At 44.0% G+C, this 25,360-nt stretch carries 24 protein-coding genes; 21 read left to right on the top strand and 3 right to left on the bottom strand.

Going from position 1 to position 25,360, the window contains the following annotated elements:
* A complete protein-coding gene (locus IGK63_RS13820) occupies positions 1-675 on the bottom strand; it encodes a response regulator transcription factor (protein ID WP_005233644.1) in 675 nt (224 codons plus the stop codon).
* Between the two features lie 131 nt (positions 676-806).
* Here IGK63_RS13820 and IGK63_RS13815 point away from each other — a divergent pair, with 131 nt between their 5' ends.
* From IGK63_RS13815 to IGK63_RS13790, 6 genes are all read left to right on the top strand, one after another.
* Positions 807-1,529, top strand: coding sequence for a polyphosphate polymerase domain-containing protein (locus IGK63_RS13815; protein ID WP_005233646.1), 723 nt, complete (start codon positions 807-809; stop codon positions 1,527-1,529).
* Complete coding sequence (locus tag IGK63_RS13810) at positions 1,519-2,196, top strand: DUF4956 domain-containing protein (RefSeq protein ID WP_005233649.1); 678 nt, start codon at positions 1,519-1,521, stop codon at positions 2,194-2,196. The genes IGK63_RS13815 and IGK63_RS13810 overlap by 11 nt, the downstream gene beginning before the upstream one ends.
* 15 nt (positions 2,197-2,211) lie before the next feature.
* Entirely contained in the window at positions 2,212-4,068 is a 1,857-nt protein-coding gene (locus IGK63_RS13805) for a carbohydrate-binding domain-containing protein (RefSeq protein WP_101699368.1), read from the top strand.
* 170 nt (positions 4,069-4,238) lie between these two features.
* Positions 4,239-5,723, top strand: coding sequence for an ABC transporter permease (locus IGK63_RS13800; protein ID WP_016612931.1), 1,485 nt, complete (start codon positions 4,239-4,241; stop codon positions 5,721-5,723).
* Between the two features lie 10 nt (positions 5,724-5,733).
* Complete coding sequence (locus IGK63_RS13795; RefSeq protein ID WP_005233653.1) at positions 5,734-6,399, top strand: ABC transporter ATP-binding protein; 666 nt, start codon at positions 5,734-5,736, stop codon at positions 6,397-6,399.
* 167 nt (positions 6,400-6,566) lie between these two features.
* Positions 6,567-7,019: a YaiI/YqxD family protein gene (locus IGK63_RS13790; protein WP_008379406.1), complete on the top strand. Its 453-nt coding sequence runs from the start codon at positions 6,567-6,569 to the stop codon at positions 7,017-7,019.
* A 52-nt stretch (positions 7,020-7,071) separates the two neighbouring features.
* On the opposite strand, the gene IGK63_RS13785 is transcribed toward IGK63_RS13790, so the two are convergent.
* Positions 7,072-8,814, bottom strand: a complete 1,743-nt coding sequence (locus IGK63_RS13785; RefSeq protein WP_016612930.1) for an ABC1 kinase family protein — start codon at positions 8,812-8,814, stop codon at positions 7,072-7,074.
* A 182-nt stretch (positions 8,815-8,996) separates the two neighbouring features.
* Here IGK63_RS13785 and IGK63_RS13780 point away from each other — a divergent pair, with 182 nt between their 5' ends.
* The 12 genes from IGK63_RS13780 (at position 8,997) to IGK63_RS13725 (ending at position 21,796) form a co-directional block, all read left to right on the top strand.
* Positions 8,997-10,091 (top strand): D-alanine--D-alanine ligase, encoded by a 1,095-nt coding sequence (locus tag IGK63_RS13780; protein WP_034872153.1) that lies wholly within the window; start codon positions 8,997-8,999, stop codon positions 10,089-10,091.
* Positions 10,092-10,177: 86 nt separating this feature from the next.
* The gene (locus IGK63_RS13775) at positions 10,178-11,527 is read left to right on the top strand and encodes a UDP-N-acetylmuramoyl-tripeptide--D-alanyl-D-alanine ligase (RefSeq protein WP_016612928.1); all 1,350 of its coding nucleotides are present in this window, start codon (positions 10,178-10,180) and stop codon (positions 11,525-11,527) included.
* A 290-nt stretch (positions 11,528-11,817) separates the two neighbouring features.
* A complete protein-coding gene (gene cshA / locus IGK63_RS13770) occupies positions 11,818-13,344 on the top strand; it encodes a degradosome RNA helicase CshA (protein ID WP_010749100.1) in 1,527 nt (508 codons plus the stop codon).
* A gap of 202 nt (positions 13,345-13,546) precedes the next feature.
* The gene (acpS, locus tag IGK63_RS13765; RefSeq protein WP_016612927.1) at positions 13,547-13,912 is read left to right on the top strand and encodes a holo-ACP synthase; all 366 of its coding nucleotides are present in this window, start codon (positions 13,547-13,549) and stop codon (positions 13,910-13,912) included.
* 121 nt (positions 13,913-14,033) lie between these two features.
* Positions 14,034-15,155, top strand: a complete 1,122-nt coding sequence (gene alr / locus IGK63_RS13760; protein WP_008379416.1) for an alanine racemase — start codon at positions 14,034-14,036, stop codon at positions 15,153-15,155.
* 9 nt (positions 15,156-15,164) lie between these two features.
* The gene (locus tag IGK63_RS13755) at positions 15,165-15,536 is read left to right on the top strand and encodes a type II toxin-antitoxin system PemK/MazF family toxin (RefSeq protein WP_005227961.1); all 372 of its coding nucleotides are present in this window, start codon (positions 15,165-15,167) and stop codon (positions 15,534-15,536) included.
* 8 nt (positions 15,537-15,544) lie between these two features.
* Positions 15,545-15,841, top strand: a complete 297-nt coding sequence (locus tag IGK63_RS13750; RefSeq protein ID WP_016612926.1) for a hypothetical protein — start codon at positions 15,545-15,547, stop codon at positions 15,839-15,841.
* 305 nt (positions 15,842-16,146) lie between these two features.
* Positions 16,147-17,214, top strand: a complete 1,068-nt coding sequence (gene rlmN / locus IGK63_RS13745; protein ID WP_010749104.1) for a 23S rRNA (adenine(2503)-C(2))-methyltransferase RlmN — start codon at positions 16,147-16,149, stop codon at positions 17,212-17,214.
* Positions 17,215-17,410: 196 nt separating this feature from the next.
* Entirely contained in the window at positions 17,411-18,094 is a 684-nt protein-coding gene (locus IGK63_RS13740) for a DUF969 domain-containing protein (RefSeq protein WP_005233676.1), read from the top strand.
* Positions 18,095-19,015, top strand: coding sequence for a DUF979 domain-containing protein (locus tag IGK63_RS13735; RefSeq protein ID WP_005233677.1), 921 nt, complete (start codon positions 18,095-18,097; stop codon positions 19,013-19,015).
* Positions 19,016-19,045: 30 nt separating this feature from the next.
* Positions 19,046-19,693 carry a pyroglutamyl-peptidase I gene (gene pcp, locus IGK63_RS13730; protein ID WP_034872152.1) on the top strand — a complete coding sequence of 216 codons (648 nt, stop codon included), beginning with the start codon at positions 19,046-19,048 and terminating at the stop codon, positions 19,691-19,693.
* Between the two features lie 441 nt (positions 19,694-20,134).
* Entirely contained in the window at positions 20,135-21,796 is a 1,662-nt protein-coding gene (locus IGK63_RS13725; protein ID WP_005233679.1) for a peptide ABC transporter substrate-binding protein, read from the top strand.
* Positions 21,797-21,896: 100 nt separating this feature from the next.
* Here IGK63_RS13725 and IGK63_RS13720 read toward each other — a convergent pair whose 3' ends face one another.
* The gene (locus IGK63_RS13720; RefSeq protein ID WP_005227990.1) at positions 21,897-22,232 is read right to left on the bottom strand and encodes a DUF3899 domain-containing protein; all 336 of its coding nucleotides are present in this window, start codon (positions 22,230-22,232) and stop codon (positions 21,897-21,899) included.
* Between the two features lie 84 nt (positions 22,233-22,316).
* On the opposite strand from IGK63_RS13720, the gene opp3b reads away from it, so the two are divergent.
* From opp3b to IGK63_RS13705, 3 genes are read left to right on the top strand one after another with little or no spacing between them, the layout of a single operon-like run.
* Complete coding sequence (gene opp3b, locus IGK63_RS13715) at positions 22,317-23,258, top strand: oligopeptide ABC transporter permease (protein ID WP_005233681.1); 942 nt, start codon at positions 22,317-22,319, stop codon at positions 23,256-23,258.
* Positions 23,258-24,301 carry an ABC transporter permease gene (locus IGK63_RS13710; RefSeq protein WP_005233683.1) on the top strand — a complete coding sequence of 348 codons (1,044 nt, stop codon included), beginning with the start codon at positions 23,258-23,260 and terminating at the stop codon, positions 24,299-24,301. Before opp3b ends, IGK63_RS13710 begins: the two co-directional genes overlap by 1 nt.
* Positions 24,301-25,353, top strand: coding sequence for an ABC transporter ATP-binding protein (locus tag IGK63_RS13705; RefSeq protein ID WP_216593164.1), 1,053 nt, complete (start codon positions 24,301-24,303; stop codon positions 25,351-25,353). Before IGK63_RS13710 ends, IGK63_RS13705 begins: the two co-directional genes overlap by 1 nt.
* Positions 25,354-25,360: the final 7 nt, after the last annotated feature.

Below are 25,360 nucleotides of genomic sequence, written 5' to 3'. Positions count from 1 at the left end.
CTAGGCTCCTTGCATAATATAGCCGACATTTCGCAACGTACGGATCTCTTTGTCGATTCCTGTCTGGCGCAAGTGTTTTCGCAGATTGCTCATGTAGACTTCTACGACAGTCAGGGTCGTTTCTGAATCGAACCCCCAGATGCGATCAAAAATCTGTTCCTTGGTCAAAATAATGTTTCTATTTTGTAGAAAATAGAGCAGTAGCTCAAATTCTTTCCCTTGAATCGGTAAAAGCTCCCCTTGATAGCTGACCTCGTTGGTGCCAAGGTTACAGAGCAACCCGTTATATTCCAGTGTATTTTCATTGAACAAACCTAAGGAGCGTTTTAGCAACGCTTTGATCCGCATCAATAATTCTTCCCGATAAAAAGGCTTGGTCAAATAATCATCAGCCCCTTTTTGAAAGCCGGTTACTTTGTCTTCTAAGCCGTCTTTGGCTGTTAAAATCAGGACGGGTGTTTGGAGTCCTTTTTTTCGTAATGCTGAAAGCACCTCATAGCCGTTCATCTCAGGCATCATCAAGTCAAGAATAATCAAGTCATAGATCCCCGTTTCCGCCTCGTACAAGCCTTCACTGCCATCATATGCTTGCGTGACTTCACCGATTTCGCTGACGATCTCTTTCATATTTTCAGATAATGTTTTGTCATCTTCGATTACTAATAATTTAATCATGTTCCCACCTCTTTAAGGATAAGAATAGCACGAATAGCATAAAAAATGCTTAAAAAAACTGTTTTGTCTTAAGCTGCATTTAAGATAGCTGCCGTAAATTCAGTGCATGGATTTCAAGGGAGGAACATTTTATGAAATTAAAAAAAGTCTTTCAAAGAAAAGAGACGAAATATCTATTGACTAAGGAGCAATTTCCAGCATTTCTTGGCGAGTTGCAGCAAAAAATGGCGATCGATGAATATGGGCAACACACGATTATGTCCTTGTATTATGATACCCAGGATTACCGCTTTATTCGTCATTCGATGGACAAACCGAAATACAAAGAAAAATTTCGGGTCCGCAGCTATGGGGTACCGACAGAGCAACAGTTGATTTTTTTAGAGATCAAGAAGAAAGTCAGTGGCGTGGTCTACAAACGCCGCGTTCCGATGCCCTATGCTGACTATTGCCGCTGGTTGCAAACGGGGGTCTTGCCGTCAATGGAGGAAGCCCCGCAAATCGCCGCGGAGATCCACTGGTTATTTAAGAAAAACCCGGACCTGCTACCAAAAGTCTTGATTGCCTATGATCGCCTGTCGCTGTTTGTTGATGATGATAGTGAATTTCGCGTGACGTTCGATCAAAACATTCGCTTTCGCACCTGCGATCTCATGTTAGGTTCCGGTAGTGACGGTGCACTAGTAGCACCGGAAGTCGGAGTGTTGATGGAAGTCAAAGCCCTCGGCTCTTATCCAATATGGTTTGTGGAACTGCTGAACAAATACAGTGTGCGCAAAGGCAGCTTTTCAAAATATGCCCAAACCTATCAACGGCATTTATTCAAGAAGGAGGAACGGTTACATGTTATCTAGTCTATTTTCTGGCGATACGAGCACCCTTGAATGGAGTAGCTTATTGATCTGTATCGCCGCCTCATTGCTTTTAGGATTATTAGTGGCAGCGATCCATATGATCCGCAATGTCTATACGAAAAACTTCGTCATTACCTTGGCAGTCTTACCGATTCTCGTTCAATCGGTGATCATGCTAGTCAACGGCAATCTTGGCACAGGGGTGGCGATCTTAGGTGCCTTCAGTTTGATTCGTTTCCGCTCGGTTCCCGGGGGTTCTAGAGAGATTACCAGCGTCTTTTGGTCGATGGGGATCGGTCTGGCAACTGGGATGGGGTATGTCGGCTATGTTGTCATTTTTTCCATTATCGTGGCGCTTTTCTTGACCCTTTTATATACGATGCCCTTTGGCGATCGACAAGCCACGAGTGAACGGGAACTGAAGGTCACGATTCCGGAAGATTTGGATTATCCACAATTATTCGATGATCTCTTTGAAAAATATACGCATTCTGCCAAACTGACATCGGTTCGAACGACGACGATGGGAAGCTTGTATGAATTGCGCTATCAGTTGCTGTTAAAAGACCAAGCGCAAGAAAAGCAAATCATTGATGAAGTTCGGGTTCGTAATGGCAATTTACCTGTTGTTTTAGGCAAGCTCACCGCTAACCGCGATGAGCTGTAGAAGGAGGAACCTTTTATGAAAAAACTCATTTATCCACTCTTGCTCTCATCGCTGCTCTTAGGCGCTTGCGGGCAAACCGATAGTACTAGCACGAGCAGCAGTTCCAGTTCCGCAGCAGCAGTTTCCGGTTCTGCCGCAGTGACCAACGTTTCAACGACCCTTGATGATTCTGTGGACTATTACGGTAGTTACGAAGAAGAAGATGTTGATGCTTCCTACGATGAGGCAACTGCTACGCAACTTGAATTGAATGGCAGCGACACGACGGCTGTTGATGGCGTTTCAGTGGAAGACCAAACCGTGACGATCACCCAAGCCGGCACCTATGTCGTCAGCGGGTCGTTAAGTAATGGCCAACTGGTTGTCAACGTCAACAAAGAAGAAAAAGTCCATCTGATCTTTGCCGGTGTCACGATCACCAATGAAGACGGGGCGGCCGTCGTCATCGAACAAGCAGAAAAAGTCATCACGACCTTAGCCAGTGATACGACGAATACTCTGACGGATGGCAGCAGCTACACCTTGGCTGAAGGCGAGACAGAACCAGATGCTGCCTTTTATAGTAAAGAAGATTTGTCCATCAACGGCGATGGGACGTTGGTGATCACAGGAAATTACAGCAACGGATTGCGCAGCAAAGATGATTTGGTTTTAGCAGGGGGGACGATTGAAATCACAGCGAAAAACAATGCCATCAAAGGAAAAGATTCCGTGTCGATCTTGGCGGGGAACTACACACTGAACACCACTGAAGGAGATGGCATCCAAGCGAATAATACGGAAGATGCGGAAAAAGGCTACGTTGCGATTGATGGTGGTACCTTTACGATCCAAAGTGGTCGTGACGGGATCCAAGCAGAAACAAATTTAAGCATCCAATCAGCTGATATCACGATCAAAACGGCTGACGGAGCCCAAAGTCAGTCGCTAGTGACGGATGAAAGTTACAAAGGATTGAAAGCTGGCGGTGTGATGACCATCAGCAGCGGCACCTTTGCGATCGATAGTGCGGATGATAGCTTGCATGCCAATGATACGATCAACATTGCAGGTGGCACGATCACTGCCAGCAGTGGCGATGATGGGATCCACGCCGACAATGAATTGACGATCTCCGACGGAACGATTTCTATCGAAGAATCCTATGAAGGATTAGAAGCAAGTGTAATCACGATTGCAGGTGGCACGACACACGTCGTGGCTAGCGATGATGGGATCAATGCCGGTGGTGGCAGTGATACGGATGAAACAACGGGACAATTTGGTCAAGACAGTTTTGGCGGCGGCCCTGGCGGCGGCGATACCGCGGATGACAGTAAACAGATCACGATCACTGGTGGAACGTTGGTCATTGATGCCGAAGGGGATGGCCTGGATAGTAATGGCAATGTCACCATGAGTGATGGCGTCGTCATCGTAAATGGTCCAACGACCGGTGGCAATGGTGCTTTGGACTATAACGGCACATTTGAACTCACCGGCGGCGTCTTGTTAGCGGCAGGCACGACCGATATGGCCATGAACGTTAGCGGTGGTAGTCAACAGTCGATCGGAATCAGTTTCGATCAAACCCAATCAGCCGAGACCCTAGTGACCTTAAAGGACAGTCAAGGTCAGACGATCTTGTCCTATGCCCCAAGCAAAAGCTACCAACACGTGGTTCTTTCCAGCCCAGATTTGACCGATAGCAGCTATACGTTGGTCAGTGGTGGGACGAATGATGCACAAGCAGTCTCCGGTTATTATGCTGGCGGAACCCTCAGTGATGGGACAGAGTTAGGAACATTGTCCGTCACGGATACTATCGCTAACTTGACCCAATCAGGTGCAACAGCGACAACCAATCAGATGGGCGGTGGTTTTGGTCGTTAGTTGAAGTTTCACCGATCATCACCAAATGGTTATCAATAAATCGAACAGATCGCAGGCAGCCGTTGCGGTCTGTTTCTATGATTCAAAAAATCAGGAGACGGTTTAAGGTCAATTTAAGCTAGGATCCTTATAGTCGAAAGACAATAAATAGCTATTCAGGAGGAACAAAGATGAATTTTTTGAAACGAGGTCTCCAAAGTTTATGGGCGAAAAAAGGCCGGAGCCTGTTGCTGATCGCCGTATTTTCTGCAATCTTGATTTTTGTATTGGCGGGTCTGACGATTCGCAGTGCGGCACTAGTAGCGACTGAAAATGCCCAGAAAAGTGTTGGCGCAACTGTGACGTTGCAAGCAAACCGCGAGCAGGCTTTTCAGCAAAGGAGCTCTTCTTCTGACAGCGATGACCAAAGCACCCGACCAGATCCAGGGAGTTTTCAATCGACACCAGTAGCGATTACTGATGCCCAAGCGATCGCCGATTTAGACGGGGTTGCCTCATATAGTTTTGAAGTCAGCACCTCTGCTGATGCCGTCAGCGGGATCGAACCGATCTCCAGCAGTGACTCATCGACAGAGTCAGAAGCAACCGATAGCAGCGAGACGGGGCAAATGGACGGTATGCCAGGAGGAATGCCTGGTGGGAATATGAGTACGGGTGATTTCCAAATCACTGGTGTATCAAGCAGTGCGGCGTATACGACTTTTTCGGAAGGAACAGCGACGATCACGGATGGAGAAGGAATTACTTCTGAGGATGAAGGTACGAACCAAGTCCTGATCGAATCCTCACTAGCTGAAGCGAATGATTTGGCGGTCGGAGATACGTTTTCGATCACTGATGCAGAGGACAATGAAGTAGAAGTGACGATCAAGGGAATCTATGAAACGAGTGAAGTTGGCAACAGCATGAGCCAAATGTTTAACTTTCTCAACCCAGCCAACACGATCATTGCCTCTTATACTCTTGCCAATACGTTGAGCGGCAATGAGGACACCATTGATTCAGCAACCTATACCTTGAGTGATCCGTCTGAGATGACAGCATTCGTGGAAGAAGCGGAAGGGTTGATCGATACAGAAACCTACAGCATTCAAACCAACGATCAAATGTATCAGTCGATGCTGACACCATTGAATAATGTCGCTAGCTTTGCAAAAAATATTATTGTGTTAGTTGCTGCTGCCGGTATCATTATTTTGACGTTGATCGTGATGATGTCGATTCGGGAACGTCGCTATGAGATTGGTGTATTGCTCTCTTTAGGCGAGTCACGGGCTAAAGTGATCCTACAGTTTTTCACAGAGATTTTTGTCTGTATGGTGTTTGCTTTAGGGATCGCGGCCGCTAGCGGCAATCTTGTCGGGAATGCCGTCGGAGAGCAATTATTGGCACAACAAACAGAGACAACGACTGATCAAGCAGCCACTGAAAACGCTGGTCCTGGAGGCGGGGAGATGCCGCAAATGGGCGGAAATCGTGGTGGTTCTTTCCCATCCTTCACCCAATCAGCAGAAGTGGAGTCCTTGGAGATCACCGTTTCCCCTCAACAAATTGGTTTATTGGCATTACTCGGTCTAGGGATCAGTTTTGGCTCGATCTTACTCTCTTCCGCGGGCATTTTGCGGTTGAATCCGAAAAAAATCTTGGTTTCTTAGGAGGAACGACATGACATTACGAACAGAACAATTAGGATATTGGTATCAAAGCGAAGCAGAAGCGCTGTTTCGTGACGTTGATTTGACCTTTGAACCTGGCAAGATGTATGCGATCTTAGGTTCCAGCGGATCGGGGAAAACAACTTTCCTGTCACTGATCACGGGCCTAGATACACCGAAAGAAGGAAAGATTTTCTACAATGAAGAAACGTTAGCAAAAATCGGATTGCGAGAATACCGCCGCAAAGATGTTTCCATCGTGTTCCAAGCGTATAATCTATTGCCTTATATGTCGGCACTGGACAATGTGATCACAGCCATGGCGATCGCGAAGTCGCAGCAAGCCGATAAAAAGGCCTATGCTTTAGCCAACTTAGCCAAAGTTGGCATCACGGAAGAGCTGGCACTGAAAAAAGTGACCCAATTATCGGGTGGGCAACAGCAGCGGGTCGCTATCGTTCGCGCGTTGTGCTGTGAACATGAGCTGATCGTAGCCGATGAACCGACTGGAAATTTGGATGAAACGACATCTAAAGAAATCGTCAAACTGTTTCAAGAAATTGCCCATGAGCAAAAAAAATGTATCATCTTAGTGACCCATGAACAAGAAGTAGCAAAGGCTTGCGATGTCGTTTATGAGTTGAAGGAACGAGCATTTTCTAAAATTGAAAGGTGAGCTTTGCGTATGGTAACTGCTAGTTAGTGAGACAAAGATCGTCATTCTTATTCCCTCATTGAGCAAGACTGAAATGAAAATACCGCAAAGTCTGCTTGCATCTTCTAGGTGCTCCTCTTACAATAGAAGTAATTGTAAAAGAAGGAACTTTTGAGAGGAGCAAGCAGATGCGGCTTTTTATTGACGGCGACGGTTCGCCGGTGAAAAATGAAGTGATTGAACTGGCTCAGCAGTATCAGCTGCCGGTAGTGATCGTGACCAGTGTCGATCATTATACGACCAAAGACTATCCCGCCCATGTCCACTTTGTCTATGTCGACAAAGGCTCGGATCGCGCGGATTATGAAATCGTGAAGGAGATAGAACCCGGCGATTTTCTCGTCACCCAAGATTATGGCTTAGCCTCGTTAGTCTTGCCCAAAAAAGCACGAGTTTTTCACCATAACAGTACAGAGTATTTGCCAGAAACGATCGATTTTTTATTAGGTCAACGCTACTTAGGTGCGCAGATGCGTAAAGCAGGCAAGCGCACAAAAGGACCGAAGCCCTTTACGAAAGAGGATCGGGAAGTCTTCAAACGAATCTTTGAAAACGAATTGCGACAGACCCTTGCAAAATAAGCACCCTCAAGACCCAGCTTCTGCATGAAACACGGGAATTGAAGGTGCTTATTTATTTCTTACGAAAACGATCATAAAAGTATTTGCCGACTAAAGCTACGATCGCGAAAAATGCCAAGGTATATCCGAAGATCCCCATCTGATGGACGAAGGCTCCTTGTTGCGGGCTGGCGACCACCAATAAGGAAGAGCCAAGGATGACCGCAGCTAGAATAATACCGATCACCAGTCGATTGACCATCTGATCAAAGCGATCCAATAGCTGTTTTTGTTCGCGGATCTCTAAATTTAACCGGTGTTTACCAGTCGCAAAAGTGTCTAAGACAGCCAAGGTTCGATCAGGAAGATGGCTAAGTGCCCGCAAGCTTTTTGCGGTTGCCAAGGCGCTTTTTTTCACCTCGTCTTCAATACTCAGCTGCTGTAAGAAATATTTTTGTGCAAAAGGCTGAGTGACTTCCATCATTGATAATTCGGGGTCTAAGGCTTTGATCACACCTTCCAAGGTGCCAAAAGCCTTAATCAGCAAGGTGATGTCTCGATGCATCTGCAGTTGGTTATCATGGCAGATCGTGATGACTTCCCCCATCACTTTTTGCAAGTCGATATCCTTTAGCGGCATATTATAGTAGTTTTCAACAAATTTTTGAAGATCCTGATAGAAGGCGACTTCATCAAAGGAACTGCCGCTGCTGTTGCACAAACGCAAGACAGCTTTGCCGACTTCTTGGGTGTCTTGGGTATACAAAGCAATCAATGCATCAGCTAAGCGACTGCGTAATGACTGATCCAAGTGTCCCATCATCCCAAAATCTAAGAAAATCACTTGGTAAGGCGGCATAATCGCTTCTTCTTGCCACTTCAATGAATAATCAACACCGCCGAGGACACCGACGCGCTGTTTGACTTGGAATGGTTTTGGTCGGTTGGTTTGATCTGTGAAGACATGTAAAAAAAGATTGCCAGGATGCGGATCAGCGTGAAAGAAGCCATCTTCAAAGACTTGCTTCATAAAGTTTTCGACTAATAGCGTTCCCACTTGTTTTTTCACTGCTTTCACGGACTGATTGTCATAAACGATATCTTGATTGCTGCGGGTCAGCAAGCAGTTCAAACTTTCACCGGCCATGTAATCCATGACTAATACTTTTTGGGTGCACCATTCGGGATAAACTTTTGGCAATGCCAATTGCGGGTTTTGGTGATTGTTACGGTAGAATTCCTGCGCATTTTTCATCTCTTGTAAAAAATTTGTTTCATTGGCAAGGGATCGTCTGACTTCGCTTAACACGCTTTTTAAATCCACCACATTGGCTTCTGGAATTGCACGAACCAACGGTAGAGCCTTTTCAAAAAGATCGAGATCCACTTGAATCGCCGCAATGATTCCCGGATGCTGCACTTTGACGATCACTTCTTTGCCGCTGATCAAGTTTGCTCGGTGGGCTTGTCCGATGGAAGCTGAGGCGACTGGGATTTCATCAAAAGCGGAAAAAACTTCCGTTAGTGGCTGCTGTAGTTCTGCTTCCAGCAGTGCTTTGACCTTGGGAAATGGATCACTTTTGACATTGTCTTGTAACTGCTTGAAGGCATCAACGAAAGTGCTGGAAAGCAGGTCATTGCGGACCGAAAGCATCTGCCCGATTTTGATAAATGTTGGTCCTAATTCTTCAAACGCTTGACGCACCATTTCGGGATGCTGCTGTTTGCTGATATTTTGAACGACTTTGTATTTCAAAAAGACTTGAAGGATTTGTTTTAATCGTCCTTTTCTAGAAGGAGCAGTTTGTTCTGTCATAGGTCCCACCTCTTTAAACGTGCCGTGATATATTCATAGTACTGACAAAATGAAAAACATTCAACTAACGACTGTGTAAGCTTAAAGAAATTTCTGCAAGATTTAATGCCGGTTGGTCGATTTTGTGCTAAAATGTGGAAGACTTAGTTTGGTAGAATCAATGAATACAGGAGGAAATTCTTTTGAAAATCATTTTATTATACGGGGGACGCAGTGCAGAGCATGAGGTATCACTGTTATCCGCTTTTTCAGTTGTTAATGCTGTATATTATAATTACTACCAAGTTCAATTAGTAATGATCACTAAAGAAGGACGCTGGTTAAAAGGCCCATTATTGTCTGAGGCGCCAACGTCACCAGATACTTTGGCATTGACCAACGAAGAGACCAAAGGGGAAGAAATTTCACCTGGGGCCATCTATGAAGAAGACGCGATCGTCTTTCCATTGCTCCATGGACCAAACGGCGAAGACGGCACGATCCAAGGGTTTTTAGAAACCATCGGAATGCCTTATGTCGGTGCTGGTGTCTTGACTAGTGCCTGTGGGATGGACAAAATCATGACCAAGTACATCTTGCAAGCTGCGGGAATTCCGCAAGTTCCGTATGTACCAGTCTTGAAAAATGCGTGGAAAGAAAATCCGAAAAAGATTTTCGATCAATGCGAAGGCAGTCTCCTTTATCCGATGTTTGTCAAACCAGCCAACATGGGATCAAGTGTCGGTATCTCGAAAGCCGAGAACCGCGAAGAACTGCAAAATGCGTTGCAAGAAGCGTATCGCTACGATACCCGAGCGATCGTTGAACAAGGAATCGAAGCCCGTGAGATCGAAGTCGCTGTTCTTGGAAACGAAGACGTGCGGACCACCATGCCGGGAGAAATCGTAAAAGATGTTGCGTTTTATGATTACAATTCCAAATACATTGACAACCGAATCGAGATGCAGATTCCTGCGCAAATTCCCGAAGAAACACAAGCCAAAGCCCAAGAGTTTGCGAAAAAAGCCTATACGATGTTGGGCGGCAGTGGGTTGAGCCGTTGTGATTTCTTTTTGACCAATAAAAACGAGCTCTTTTTAAATGAGCTGAACACGATGCCGGGATTCACTGAATTCAGCATGTACCCACTGTTATGGGAGAAGACCGGATTGCCGTATGGTGATTTGATTGAAGAATTGATCCAATTAGGGATGAATCGTTTCAACCAAAGACGTTCTTTCTTGACGAATGTGGAAGAAGCAGAAGTTGAAGCAGAGAATGAAAACGAAGCAGAATAAATAGCAGGAAGAAAGCCAGCTCAACTCAAGGAAAATACTTGAAGCGATCTTGTGCTTTCTTTTTTTGTAAAAAAGGAGCGAACCTGATGAATTTTACTGTAAAAGAAGCCGCTGCCGTATTTGGTCAGCCAATTGAAAATGAGACACCACTTGCCTCTGTGGAGTTTGACAGCCGTCTAATCAAAGAAAACAGTCTTTTTGTTCCCTTGGCGGGGACTCGGGATGGACATGAATTTGCCCAACAAGCCAAAGACAATGGTGCGATCGCGACATTGTGGAGTCATCCCACCATCCAACCACCGCAAGGCATCCTTGTGATCCCCGTCACGGATACTGTCAAAGCGTTCCAACAGTTAGCACGAGCCTACAAAGAAAAACTTGCGCCAAAAATCATCGCTATTACCGGAAGTAATGGGAAAACAACCACAAAAGATATGGTAGACGCGGTTATGGCACAAAAATACCAGACCTACAAAACTCAAGGTAATCATAACAATGAACTAGGCGTGCCTTTGACTATCTTGCATGCACCAGAAGATACGCAAGTGTTGATTTTAGAAATGGGAATGGACCATGCAGGAGAGATCGAAGTCCTTTCGCGCTTAGCAGAACCTGATGCTGCTGCTATCACGTTGATTGGCGAAGCCCACATTGAAAACTTAGGGTCCAGAGAAGGGATCGCCAAAGCCAAAATGGAGATCACCGCAGGATTGAAAAAAGACGGCTTCTTTATGATGCCGGTGGATGAACCATTGTTAGACCCCTTTGTTCCTAACTTGACGCAGACCATTGAAACTTTTGGCTTAACAGAGGGAGATCTGCAAGGAGACATCGTAGAGGAATCGCAAGATCAAACGATTTTTACGGTAGCAGGTACGACTTTTACCTTACCGGTATTAGGCGGTTATAATGTCAAAAATGCCTTGATCGCGATTGGTTTAGGACGTCATTTTGGTGTATCAAATGAAGCCATCAAGGAGGGCTTGGCGCATTTTCAATTAACGAAAAATCGGACCCAATGGGTGACTGCCGGTAATGGAGCAGCGATTTTGAGCGATATATACAATGCCAATCCGACTGCCATGGGTCTCGTATTGGATAGTTTCCGCAAATTGCCGTTAGAAGGCCGACGGATCGCCGTATTGGCAGATATGCTTGAATTAGGACCAGATTCTGCACAAATGCATGAGCAGATGGCCGCACATTTAGATGACTCGTTCCAACTAGTTTTTCTTTATGGCAAAGAAATGCAAGCATTGCAAAAACGACTAGCTCAGTCACCACTGGCTGACAAGGTGCGCTATTTTGCGACAGATGAAAAACTACAACTGATCGCCTCCTTAAAGGAAACTTTAGAACCTTCCGACAGCTTGGTAATCAAAGGGAGCAATGGCATGGGCTTGAGCGAAGTCGTTGATGCACTAAAAGGAATGTAAAGCGGAGTTGAAATCTTGCTGAAACTTTCAAAACGTGTTATACTTATCTAACGCCGAAAGATGAAGCACAGAATGATTACTGTAAAAAACATTGACGTTTTGAGATAAAATGATGGCTGAGACAAACAACACTTGTTTTAGCCTTTTATAATGCCTTCGTGAAGCGGTTTTTCGGTACCGAGAGAAAGATAAGAGTAAATGGGACTACTCTTGTGTTTCTGAAGAACTAACCTACGCTTCGATGATAGAAAAACAGGCATCGAAAAGATGACCAGCCTAGGAGGATCCATTTGAAATTTAAAGATCTAGAATTATCCAACGAATTATTGACTTCTGTTGAGCGTGCCGGCTTTGAAGAAGCAACACCCATCCAAGAAGCAACGATTCCATTAGCCTTAGCAGGCAAAGACGTGATCGGTCAAGCACAGACCGGTACTGGTAAAACCGCCGCATTTGGTTTGCCAATGTTAGAAAAAATCGACCCAGCGAACCATCAACTACAAGGATTAGTGATTGCCCCAACCCGTGAATTAGCGATCCAAACCCAAGAAGAATTGTATCGTCTTGGTAAAGACAAAAAAATTCGCGTTCAAGCAGTTTACGGTGGAGCCGATATCGGCCGTCAAATCCGTCAATTAAAAGATCGTCCCCATATCGTAGTTGGTACGCCAGGACGTATGTTAGACCATATCAACCGCCACACCTTAAAATTAGGTACGGTTGAAACGCTTGTATTAGATGAAGCAGACGAAATGTTGAACATGGGCTTCTTGGAAGATATTGAAAAAATCATCAGCCAAGTGCCAGATGTTCGTCAAACGTTACTATTTTCAGCAACAATGCCGCCAGCAATCAAAAATATCGGCGTGAAATTCATGAAAGAGCCTGAACATGTTCAAATCAAAGCCAAAGAAATGACCGCTGATTTGATTGATCAATATTATGTTCGCTCAAAAGATTACGAAAAATTCGATGTCATGACTCGTTTGTTGGATGTGCAATCACCAGAATTGACGATCGTTTTCGGTCGTACGAAACGTCGCGTTGATGAATTGGCACGTGGTTTAGAAGCCCGTGGCTACAAAGCTGAAGGCATTCATGGGGACCTTTCTCAACAAAAACGAATGAGCGTTTTACGTTCATTTAAGAGTGGTCAATTAGATATCTTAGTTGCCACAGACGTAGCAGCTCGCGGATTAGATATTTCTGGTGTTACACACGTTTACAACTACGATATCCCTCAAGATCCTGAAAGCTATGTTCACCGGATCGGACGTACAGGTCGTGCCGGAAAAGGCGGAATGTCAGTGACTTTCGTTACACCAAACGAAATGAGCTACTTGCATGTCATTGAAAACTTAACGAAAAAACGGATGACACCAATGCGCCCACCAACCGAAAAAGAAGCTTTTAAAGGTCAATTAGGTGCCGCAATCGAATCTGTTGAAACAAAATTGGATGAAAATGGTTTGGATAAATACTTGCAAGCAGCCGACGATCTTTTGGAGCGTTATTCTGCACAAGATTTAGCAGCACTGCTTCTAAAAACAATGGCGAAAGATCCAGCTGATTTAGAACCAGTCAAAATTACACCAGAACGCCCATTACCTCAAGGAAAAAAATCATTCAATAAAAACGGACGTCGCAGCAATAACAGCAATGGCGGCAATCGTAACCGCAAAGAAAACGGTGGGAACCGTGGCGGCGGCAACGGCAATAAAGCCCGTGGTAACTATTCAAAAGATGGTGCCCGTAAAAACAATCGCCGTAGCAACGACAAAAAACGCGGTTTCGTTATCAGAAATAACCAAGACTAATTGAGTTTGTGGACCTTGTAAGGAAACTTGCAAGGTCTTTTTTATATAAAAAACAAATACGAGTGATTGAAAATCTTAATCTCCGTATAAACTCGTCAGATTTGAATGGTAATTCGCCATTTTTTTGGTAGAATGGTAACTAGCTAAACAAGGGCCAATTCCAATTTGGAAACCCCTATCTTAAGTAAAGGTAGCGAGAAGAATGATTAAAGGAATCGGGATCGATGCAGTCGAGCTGCTTCGAATGAAAGAATTAATTGAAAAAAAACCTCAGTTTATAACGCGTATTTTAACGGAGAAGGAAGCAAAATTATTTGCCCGTTTGCCCCTGAAACGTCAGGTAGAGTTCCTCGGGGGGCGCTATGCCTGCAAAGAAGCGTTCTCGAAAGCTTGGGGGACGGGGATCGGCAAAGTTTCTTTTCATGATATTGAAGTCTTGACCAATGAATTCGGTGCACCGATCGTTACCAAAGCACCGCACCCTTTAGAAAAAACGTTTGTCAGTATCACCCATACAAATGATACTGCCTTTGCACAAATTATCTTAGAATTATCGGATAGTGAGTAACCTGAGTGGAAGTCGTCACTTGGTGAAAAAACGACGATACTTTATGGACGAACAGCCGACTACATAAAACCAACTTAATTTGTTTGTCTGATCAAGCATTAGTAGAAAGAAGGAACTGGAAATGGTGGTTGCTTACCATAGACCAACGAAAGCGATTATTGATACGACCGCGATTACCGAAAACATCAAAAATGAGATTGCTCACTTACCAAGCGAGACGTTTCTTTTTGCGGTGGTAAAAGCCAATGGGTACGGGCACGGAGCGGTACAAACTGCTCAAGCAGCCAAAGAAGGCGGTGCAGCCGGTTTTTGCGTTGCGACGATCGATGAGGCAATCGAATTGCGAGAAGCAGGAATCACTGACCCGCTGCTGATTTTAGGGGTTGTGAACGTGCAAGATATTCCCTTACTTGCAGAATACGATTTTTCTTTTCCAGTCGCTTCGATGGACTGGTTGGTAGAAGCCGGTACTTATTTGGAGGAGAATCCTATAAAGACACCGCTTAAAGTACATGTCAAAGTGGATACCGGCATGGGGAGAATCGGTTTTTTGACCCCAGAAGAAGTGCTTCAAGCCGTTCTTTGGTTGGAAACTCATCCCACATTTGATTGGGAAGGAATCTTTACCCATTTCTCCACAGCCGATCAAGCTGATACAACTTATTGGGAAACACAGCACCAGCGGTTTAAAGAAGTCTTAACTGTTTTGCCTTATTTGCCGACATATATACATACAGGCAATAGCGCGACCTCCTTGTGGCACAAAGAGGCCGTTGGGAATATGGTCCGTTTTGGGATCGCGATGTATGGATTGAATCCGTCAGGTCATGCATTGAAGGAACCATTTTCCTTAAAACCAGCCCTTTCACTTGTTTCTGAACTGATCCAAGTGAAATTACTTGAAAAAGGAGCGGGGATTGGCTATGGTGAGACATATATCACGCCCCATCAGGAATGGATCGGCACTGTGCCTATCGGTTATGCGGATGGCTGGTTACGAAAAATGCAAGGCTTCTCACTCTTAGTAGAAGGTGAACCTTGTGAAATCGTCGGTCGGGTGTGTATGGATCAACTGATGATTCGTTTGCCGCGAGCCTTTGCTGTCGGTACAACGGTCACGTTGATTGGTGAGAATCATGGGAAACGAATTACGATGCAGGATGTTGCAGACCAGTTAGAAACGATTCACTATGAAGTAGCGTGCACCCTCTCAGCAAGGGTTCCGCGAGAATATAAAAGTTAGGGTGGTCCTATGGTAAAAAGGGGAGATATTTATTTTGCCGATCTTTCACCAGTCGTTGGATCGGAGCAAGGCGGAATACGACCGGTCTTGATCATTCAAAATGACTTGGGCAATCACTTCAGTCCCACCGTGATCATTGCGGCGATCACGGCAAAAATGGCGAAGCCGAAATTACCAACCCACATTGGGATTTCCGCTTCTTGCACAGGGATTGGCAAAGACTCCGTCATTTTGATGGAACAGATCCGCACGATCGACAAAAGTCGGTTGAAAGAAAAAGTTTGTCATTTAGACGATAAAGTGATGTGTGAAGTCGATGCTGCTTTGATGATCAGTATTGGTGTGGAGCCGACCTTTGCTACATCAACGATCGAGGTGTAAAACAAGCAATGGGGTATGTAGTATTAATAGTAGTTGTCATTTTATTGATTCTCTTTACTTATAAACATATTCGCCGTTTTCTTTCAGAAACCAAAAAGCGCAACGAAACCATGGAACAAGGGTATTACCTTGTCAGTCATACATATGAAGAGAAACGGGAACAGACCCATTATTACGGCGTTTTTCAACAAGGAGACAAAGAACTGATATTAGAAATGTCACTCCAGCTTTATTTACAGCTACAGCCACCGCAACGGGGGATGTTGACCGCCAAAGAAGGCCGAGTCCTTTCTTTTGAAGGGTGATCATGTGAAGAAAGCAGTGCCCATGAGAGAGTATCTCTTCAAGGAAAAGCAAACAAGCAGGAAAGAGCTGCTCCATTTATTTCACAGGAGTTGGTTCATTCACTGCTTGTTTTTTATGACTAAAATGTTTGTGAGAGCTATTTCAAGTAAGATGGCGTGATGGATGGGAACATTGAGCATCGAAAAAATGATCAACCAGCGCAGTAGAGCAACGGTTTTGCTTTGACAAACAACCAAGGTACGGTTGCTTTTCACAAAGAATTCAGTTATAGTATGTAGCGACTAGTTTGAAAAGAGGGAAAAAAGTGAACCCATCGATTTATGGACTTACCAAATCAGATCTATCTTTGTGGATAACTGAACAAAATGAAAAGAAATTTCGAGCCAACCAAGTGTGGGAGTGGCTCTATGAAAAACGAGTAACCAGCTTTGAAGAAATGACCAATTTACCGAAACCATTGATTGAGAAACTGACGGCAGCCTTTGTGATCAATCCCCTGAAGCAGATGGTGGTACAAGAAGCCAGTGATGGGACCGTCAAGTATTTATTTCAATTGCCCGACAATCACATGATTGAAACGGTCTTGATGCGTCAAGAGTATGGCATGTCGGTTTGTGTGACGACCCAAGTCGGTTGCAACATCGGCTGTACCTTTTGTGCCAGTGGGTTATTAAAGAAACAGCGGGATTTAACAGCAGGCGAGATCGTGGCTCAAATCATGTTAGTACAACACTATTTTGATGAACGCAACGAGGGAGAACGGGTCTCTCACGTAGTCGTCATGGGGATCGGCGAACCCTTTGATAACTATGACAATGTGATGCATTTCTTGCAGATCATTAACGACCCAAAAGGTTTAGCGATCGGTGCGCGGCATATTACCGTGTCAACCAGCGGCTTGGCGCATAAAATCAAAGAGTTTGCGGAGAACGGCTTGCAAGTGAACCTAGCGATTTCGCTGCATGCCCCAAATAATGAAGTCAGAACCTCCATGATGCGGATCAATCGGAGCTTCCCGATTGAAAAACTGATGGCAGCGGTCGATTATTATTTAGAAAAAACCAATCGTCGCATCACGTTTGAGTATATCATGCTGGATCATGTCAACGACCGACCGGAACATGCCCGTCAGTTGGCAGCATTATTGAAGGATAAAAAGAAATTGTCTTACGTCAACTTGATTCCTTATAACCCAGTGAGTGAGCATGACCAATATGCTCGAAGTAAAAAAGCCGATGTGTTAGCTTTTTATGACATTTTAAAGAAAAACGGCATCAACTGTGTGATTCGTAAAGAACATGGGACAGATATCGACGCAGCATGCGGACAGCTGCGAAGCAAACAAATGAAAAAAGAAGCTTCTGCTTCTTAAACAAAAAAAACCAAAAGAAGGACTGCACAAGCGCAGTTCTTCTTTTGGTTTTTTATTATCTAAGCAATTAAAAAACGCCTTAAAGAAAGCGTATTCCTGTAAAGAAAATTCAAAAAACATTGTTTTACAAGAAAAAAATAGATTATACTAAAAGCTGGTATTCATTAAAAATAACTTACTGTGAAAGGATGATTTGATGGAATGGATTAAATTAATTGGTATTCTAGTTATTTTAGTCGGCTTTTTGCTGAAGCTAGATACTATTGCTGTCGTAATCGTTGCTGGTTTTGTCACCGCGCTTGTATCGGGAATTTCTGTTGTTGATTTTTTAACAATGTTAGGAGAAGCGTTTGTCAATAATCGACTCGTTACACTGTTCTTGTTGACATTACCAATGGTCGGCTTGTCGGAACGTTTTGGCTTGAAACAGCAGGCCGTCATATTGATTGAAAAAATCAAAGGCTTAACACCAGGGAAGTTTTTGAGTTTGTACTTATTTATTCGGGAACTTGCTGGCTTTTTCTCTATTCGGATCCAAGGACATACGCAATTTATCCGCCCAATCGTTAACCCGATGGCGCAAGCTGCTGGGGAAAATAAATTTGGGGAACTGGATGAAAAAGATCAGGAAAAAATCAAAGCTCGGGCTGCCGCTAATGAAAATTTCGGGAATTTCTTTGCGCAAAATACCTTCGTGGCTGCTTCTGGTGTGCTGTTGATCGTAGGAACGTTGCAATCACTTGGATATGATGTGGCAGCTAGTTCGATCGCTCAAGCATCATTGCCGATCGCATTGATCGTCTTAGTTATTGCCACGTTATCGAACTTGCTCTTTGATCGCAAATTAGCAAAAAAATATGGCAAGAAGGAGGAGAAATAGATGGAAGGAATCGTTAACGGATTACTAGAATTCTTTTATATCTTGATTGGGCTGCTGTCGATCATGACGGCTGTCCGGGTTTTTCGTGAAGCAGACCATCCTACACGATTGGGCACCTCTGCCTTTTGGTTACTGCTAGGGGTCGTCTTTGCTTTCGGAAATTTTTTGCCGTATCTTGTGGACGGAATTTTGATCGTTTTGATGGGCTGTTTGACCTTCTTCAAACAAGTACAGATCGGTAAAATCGTCGACGTTGATGATGAAAAAGCCGAAGCGTCAGCAAAACGGATCGGTAGTACGATCTTCGTACCATGTATCAGCTTGGCATTGATCGCTGTGGTGATTTCTTATACACCATTAGGGGGCCAAGTGGGGATCGGGATCGCGTCGATCTTAGCACTCTTGTTGGCAGTCGTGCTAACTTCCGCTAAACCAAAAACAGTGTTAGACGATTCCGACCGGATGCTTCGCCAAGTCGGAACTGCCGGTATCTTGCCGCAGTTATTAGCAGCACTAGGTGTCATTTTTAACGCTGCTGGTGTTGGTGATGTGATTTCTCAAGGAATCTCTGGCGTCGTGCCAGAAGGCAATCGTTTTATCGGTGTCGTGGCTTACTGTTTAGGAATGATGATCTTTACTATGATCATGGGAAATGGCTTTGCAGCATTTACCGTTATAACTGCCGGTATTGGCGTACCTTTCGTAATGGCGCAAGGCGGCGATCCAGTTGTTGCTGGTGCTTTAGCAATGACCGCTGGTTTTTGCGGCACGTTGCTGACCCCGATGGCAGCCAATTTCAATGCACTGCCAGTGGCTTTGTTAGAGATGAAAGACCCTAATGGTGTCATTAAAGCACAAGCCCCAATTGCTTTATTATTGTTAGTGATCCACATCGCTTTAATGTACTTTTGGGCATTTTAGTGGTAAAACAGAGATGGAAGGATGATGGAAATGAAACTATTAATTACCGGATTTGATCCATTTGGCGGAGAAGCAATCAATCCTGCCTTAGAAGCAGTGAAATTACTGCCAGATACAATTCATGGTGCACAGATCGTGAAAGTAGAGATCCCCACTGTATTTGGGAAATCAGCGGCGATCGTCGAAGAGAAAATTGAAGAGGTCCACCCAGATGTCGTCTTAAACATCGGTCAAGCGGGCGGCCGGTTTGCCATCTCACCAGAACGAGTGGCAATCAATGTGGATGATGCCCGGATTCCTGATAATGAAGGCAATCAACCCGTCGATGAAGCGATCCAAACAGAAGGAAAGCCTGCCTACTTCACACAACTGCCAATCAAAGCAATGGTAGAAAATATGAAAAAAGCAGGAATACCTGCAGCCGTTTCTAATACTGCTGGAACCTTCGTCTGCAACCACATCATGTATCAAGTACAATACATGATCGATACAAAATACCCTGAAATGAAAGGCGGTTTTATTCACGTGCCATTTATTCCTCAGCAAGTCGTCGATAAAGCAGGACAGCCTGCAATGAGCATCGAAGACATCGCCAAAGGATTAACTGCAGCAGTGGAAGCTATCGTTGATTATGCCGACAAAGAAGATTTAAAAGCGATTGGCGGCGCGATCCATTAATCATTGAAGGACATCCTTTCGAGGACAAAACAAAAGTTCTTAAAATGAAAAGACCTGATCAGTAAGCATGCGATCAGGTCTTTTTTGTCTGAATTTGATAAGAAATCATCCTTGTTTTCTGCATGTTTACTTTTCTATCAGACATTTCTCATTTTGATGACTGAAATGAAAAAAGCAGACAGAAAATGAATGTAAGTTACATTTAACCATGTTTTTTTATTATTTTTTTCGCTTTATTTCTTATAAATAAAGAAAGGAAAAATAGCATTTAACGAATGTTTGATGAGAGTAAGGTAAGTAAATACCAAGAAAACTTTCTTCCAAAGGTGTTTTTTATCGAAAAAGGGATTGCTTTTTTAATAATTATTAATTAAAATCTTATCTAACTTCAGAAATCGAATGATTATTCTGAAAATTAATTCAATTAAGGGGTAGGACAGGATGAAAAATAAATGGGCCTATGGTTTAGTAGCTGTGTGTGGCGTGGTGTTAGCCGGCTGTACAACAGGCGGAACAAATAGTTCAAGCAATGACACAGCAACTAGCGGCGATAGCAACGCAGAACAAGTATTTAACGTAGTGGTTTCACAAGAAATGCCAAGTGCGGATCTTTCATTAGCAACCGATACGATCAGCTTCAGTGCATTGAACAATGTATATGAAGGACTGTATCGTTTGGATGCTGACAGCACACCACAACCTGCTGGTGCAGCTGAAGCAGCTGAAGTCAGCGAGGATGGACTAACTTACAAGATCAAATTGCGTGAAGATGCGAAATGGTCAAATGGTGACCCTGTTACAGCAGCGGATTATGTTTATGGCTGGCAACGGACGGTCAAACCTGAAACTGCATCAGAATATGCGTATCTATTTTCACCAGTCAAAAATGCGGATGCCATCACAGCTGGCGATACGGATCCATCAGAGCTAGGCATCAAAGCAGTGGGGGATTATGAATTAGAAATCACCCTAGAAAAAGCAACACCTTACTTTGATTACTTATTAGCATTCCCATCATTCTTCCCACAAAATCAAAAAGTAGTGGAAGAAAATGGCGATCAATATGCATCAACAAGCGACAATGCCGTTTATAATGGACCATTTGTCCTGACTGGTTTTGATGGACCAGGAACGGATACAGAATGGGCTTATGAAAAGAACGATCAGTATTGGGACAAAGACACTGTTAAATTACAAACGATCAACGTAAGCGTCGTGAAAGAATCCTCAACTGCCTTGAATCTTTTCCAAGATGGTCAAGCAGATGATGTCATCCTAACAGGTGAACTGGCGCAACAGATGGCTAACGACGAAGCATTCGTTTCTCAACCAGAAGCAACGACTTCTTACTTAGAATTGAATCAACGTGATGAAGATTCACCTTTCCGTAACGAAAATTTGCGTAAAGCAATCTCTTATGCGATCGACCGTGATGCCTTAGTAACATCCATCTTAGGTGATGGTTCAATTGCTTCAAGTGGTTTGGTTCCAGAAGGCATGACTTTCAGCCCTGGCGATCATACAGACTTCACAGAAGCAGCTGGCAGCGTCATTAGCTACGATCAAGAGAAAGCAAAAGAATATTGGGAAAAAGCCAAAGAAGAATTAGGAATCGATTCATTAGAATTTGATATCTTAGCTTCTGATACAGACTCAACCAAGAAAATCATTGAGTACTTGCAAGACACGATCGAAAAAACATTGGACGGTGTGAAAGTCACGTTAAGTCCAGTTCCATTCTCTGTTCGTTTGGATCGTTCAAATGCGGGTGATTTTGATACAGTAATGGGCGGTTGGGGTGCTGACTATGCCGATGCAAGTAGCTTTACTGACTTGTTTACGACAGGTAACTCATACAACCGTGGTCAATGGAGCAGTGAAGAATACGATGCAGCTGTAAAAGCAGCAGGTACGACCAATGCCAATGACCCTGACAAACGTTGGGAAGATTTAGTCAATGCAGAAAAAATCATTATGAATGAACAAGGTGTCATTCCAGTTTATCAAAAAGCGGAAGCACATTTACGTGCAACAAAAGTCAAAGGTGTTGTTGCTCACGCAGCGGGCGCACAATACGACTACAAGTGGACATCAATCGAATAATCACGAGTAGTTGACTTGAAATGCCGAAGAAAAGGCTGGGACAATTTCTTGTCTCAGCCTTTTGCTTCTCATTTCAATGAGTAAAAATATAAGAGTGAAATTAACTAGTAGCAATCATTAAAAAGAGCAATGAAAGGAATAACAAGAAGACACCAGGCCATAACCAAAAGGCGTAACTCTGTTTGCCGACTTGGGATAATTTCAGATAATCTGTTTTATTTTTGGAAAAAGCTTTCTTCATGGAATATTGAAAATGGTCAAAGAAACCAGAAGCAAATACCCATAAAAAACCGCCAATGATCAAAAAGAACAGCGCCCACAAGAAAAGGGCATCTGAAAGAGCTGCTATGGAAAATTCATTTTTTATGGCTAACCATCCGCCAGAAATTGCGAGGCATAGGAGGGGTATGAGCCCACTACTTTTTTTTATTTTCATGATCTGACTCCTTTTTAATGATTCGTACTATGTTAATTTACATAATTATTGAATAGAAGTCAAAATACTTAAGGGGGAAACTGCGTGAACAGCTTTTTGAAATATTTATTGAAACGAGTGTTCTACATGGTCTTAACATTATGGCTGATTGCCACGATCACCTTTTTCTTGATGCAATTTTTGCCAGGAACACCATATACGAATGCTGAAAAATTAAGTCCAGAACAAATTGCCTTGCTAAATGAGCAAGCAGGATTGGACAAACCGATCATTACCCAATATTGGCTTTATTTGACCAATCTACTAAAAGGTGACTTTGGGATCTCTTTCCAATTTAAAAACCAGCCAGTAGCGAATTTATTATCAGGAAGAATCGGACCTTCACTGCAACTAGGACTACAAGCGATCATCTTTGGTACCTTCTTTGGGATTATTTTAGGAACGATCTCTGCAATGAAACAAAATACTTGGGTCGACACAACGTCTACCTTAGTGGCGATCTTAGGGCGTTCGATCCCTAACTTTGTCTTTGCCGTTTTGCTGCAATATATTTTTGCCATCAAACTAGGGATCTTGCCGATTGCCAAGTGGGAGACCTTTGCCAGCACGATCTTACCGACCGTCGCCTTAGCGATGTCGCCGTTAGCGGATTCCGCTAGGTTTATTCGAACCGAGATGGTGGAAGTGCTGCATAGTGATTATGTCGAGTTGGCACGAGCAAAAGGTTTGAGCCGCTGGGAAATTGCCTTCAAGCACGGTTTGCGGAATAGTTTGATTCCGTTATTGACGTTGTTAGGACCGCTAGCTGTCGGTTTGATGACTGGTTCCCTTGTCGTAGAAAATATTTTTGCGATCCCGGGTATCGGTGAACAGTTCGTAAAATCAATCATGACCAATGACTATCCGACGATCATGGCGGTAACGATCCTTTATTCCGCAATGTTGGTCTTTGTGATTCTTGTTGTTGATATTTTATATGGAATCGTTGATCCGCGGATCCGAGTTTCAGAAGGGAGTCGTGGCTAATGGCAGAGAAACCTTACACAGCAAATGATGTTGCTGCCATCGATGCAGCCAAATTTCAACCGTTACAAAAAAATACCAATGAAGAGCGTGAAGCGATCGCAACCCCCTCATTAACCTTTTTCCAAGATTCGTGGCGTCGTTTGAAAAAGAACAAAGCCGCTGTTTTCTCAATCGTTTTGTTGCTGATCATTATTACGATCTCAATCATTACCATTTTTGTCTCGCCACATGATCCGACCGCGCAAAATGTGACCTTTACAAATCTGCCGCCGAAAATTCCCGGTATCAACATCAATGGCTTAAACGGCTATGCGATGGTGGGAGGCGAGCTAGTAGATAAGTATGCAGCTGCCAATGTACCTGACGGGACATATTTCCTTTTAGGAACGGATGGATTAGGTCGTGACTTATTGAGTCGTCTATTTGTAGGGACACGTATCTCCTTATTGATTGCGTTTATCGCAGCGATGCTAGATATCATCTTTGGTGTAACCTATGGTTTGATCTCTGGTCTTTTAGGTGGACGAATCGATAATGTGATGCAACGTTTCCTAGAAATCTTATCAGGTATTCCCAACTTGGTGGTAATGATCTTAATGCTGGTAGTTTTCGAACCTGGGATCTTCTCGATCGTGGCAGCAATGGCGATCACTAACTGGATTCCAATGGCGCGGATCGTACGGGCCCAAACAATGAAACTGAAAGATCAGGAATTCGTTTTAGCCGCAACAACGCTGGGGGAAAGCCGTCTTAAGATTGCGATGAAACACGTATTACCAAATATTTCCAGCGTGATCATCGTACAAATGATGTTCAGTATTCCCTCGGCGATTTTCTTCGAGGCCTTCCTAAGCTTTATTGGGCTAGGATTAAAACCACCTTCAGCATCTTTAGGGATGCTACTAAGCGATGGCTACAAAACCTTCTTGTTCCTGCCTTACCAAATGTGGGTACCGGCTGTGACCTTGTCTGTGATTATGATTGGGTTCAATTTGCTGGCAGACGGTTTGCGTGATGCCTTTGATCCGAAAATGAAAGAGTGATTGCTATGAAAAAAGTCTTAGAAGTGAAAAACTTAGAAATTTCTTTTGACACCTTTGCTGGGAAAGTCCAAGCGATCCGCGATGTCAGTTTCGATCTATACAAAGGAGAAACCTTGGCGATCGTGGGCGAATCCGGGAGCGGAAAGTCCGTGACAACCCGCAGTATCATGGGGTTATTAGCCAGCAATGCCAATGTCGATAATGGCCAGATCCTCTTCAATGGGACGGACATTTTGAAAAAATCCGAAAAAGAACTGCAAAAAATCCGTGGCAAGGAAATCGCCATGATTTTCCAAGATCCAATGACTTCACTAGACCCAACGATGCCGATTGGCAAGCAAGTGGCAGAGTCATTGATGAAGCACAACAAAATCAGTAAAAAAGAGGGCTTGCGACAAGCGTTGGAATTACTGAACCTTGTCGGCATCCCGAATGCTGAGAAACGCTTGAAAAATTATCCGCATCAATTTTCGGGTGGTCAGCGGCAGCGGATCGTTATTGCGATCGCGCTGATCTGTTACCCACAGATCTTAATTGCAGATGAACCGACGACTGCATTGGATGTAACGATCCAAGCACAGATCTTAGAGTTATTAAAAGATATTCAGAAGAAAATCAATTCGTCCATCGTCTTTATCACCCATGACTTGGGTGTCGTTGCCAATGTGGCTGACCGAGTAGCCGTGATGTATGGTGGGAAAATCGTCGAAGTGGGCACCGCAGAAGAAATCTTCTACAACCCGCAACATCCATACACCTGGGGCTTGTTGGGTTCGATGCCAACGTTAGAAGGGACAGGCGATCGTTTGTACGCGATTCCTGGTTCACCGCCGGATCTGTTGGACCCGCCAACCGGGGACGCTTTTTATCCACGAAACGAATTTGCTTTGCAGATCGATGCAGAACAGCAACCGCCGTTCTTTGATGTTTCACCGACCCACAAAGCAGCAACGTGGCTGTTAGCGCCGCAAGCACCGAAGGTAACTCCGCCGGATGAGATCTTGATTCGCTGGAAAAAATTCCAAGAAAAAAATACTCAGGCATCTGTCTAAAGGAGGA

Source organism: Enterococcus sp. AZ040, assembly GCF_050499185.1.
Classification (GTDB): Bacteria; Bacillota; Bacilli; order Lactobacillales; family Enterococcaceae; genus Enterococcus_D; species Enterococcus_D entomosocium.
The sequence above is the reverse complement of the archived record's forward strand: the minus strand, read 5'-3'. Positions and strand labels throughout refer to the sequence as shown.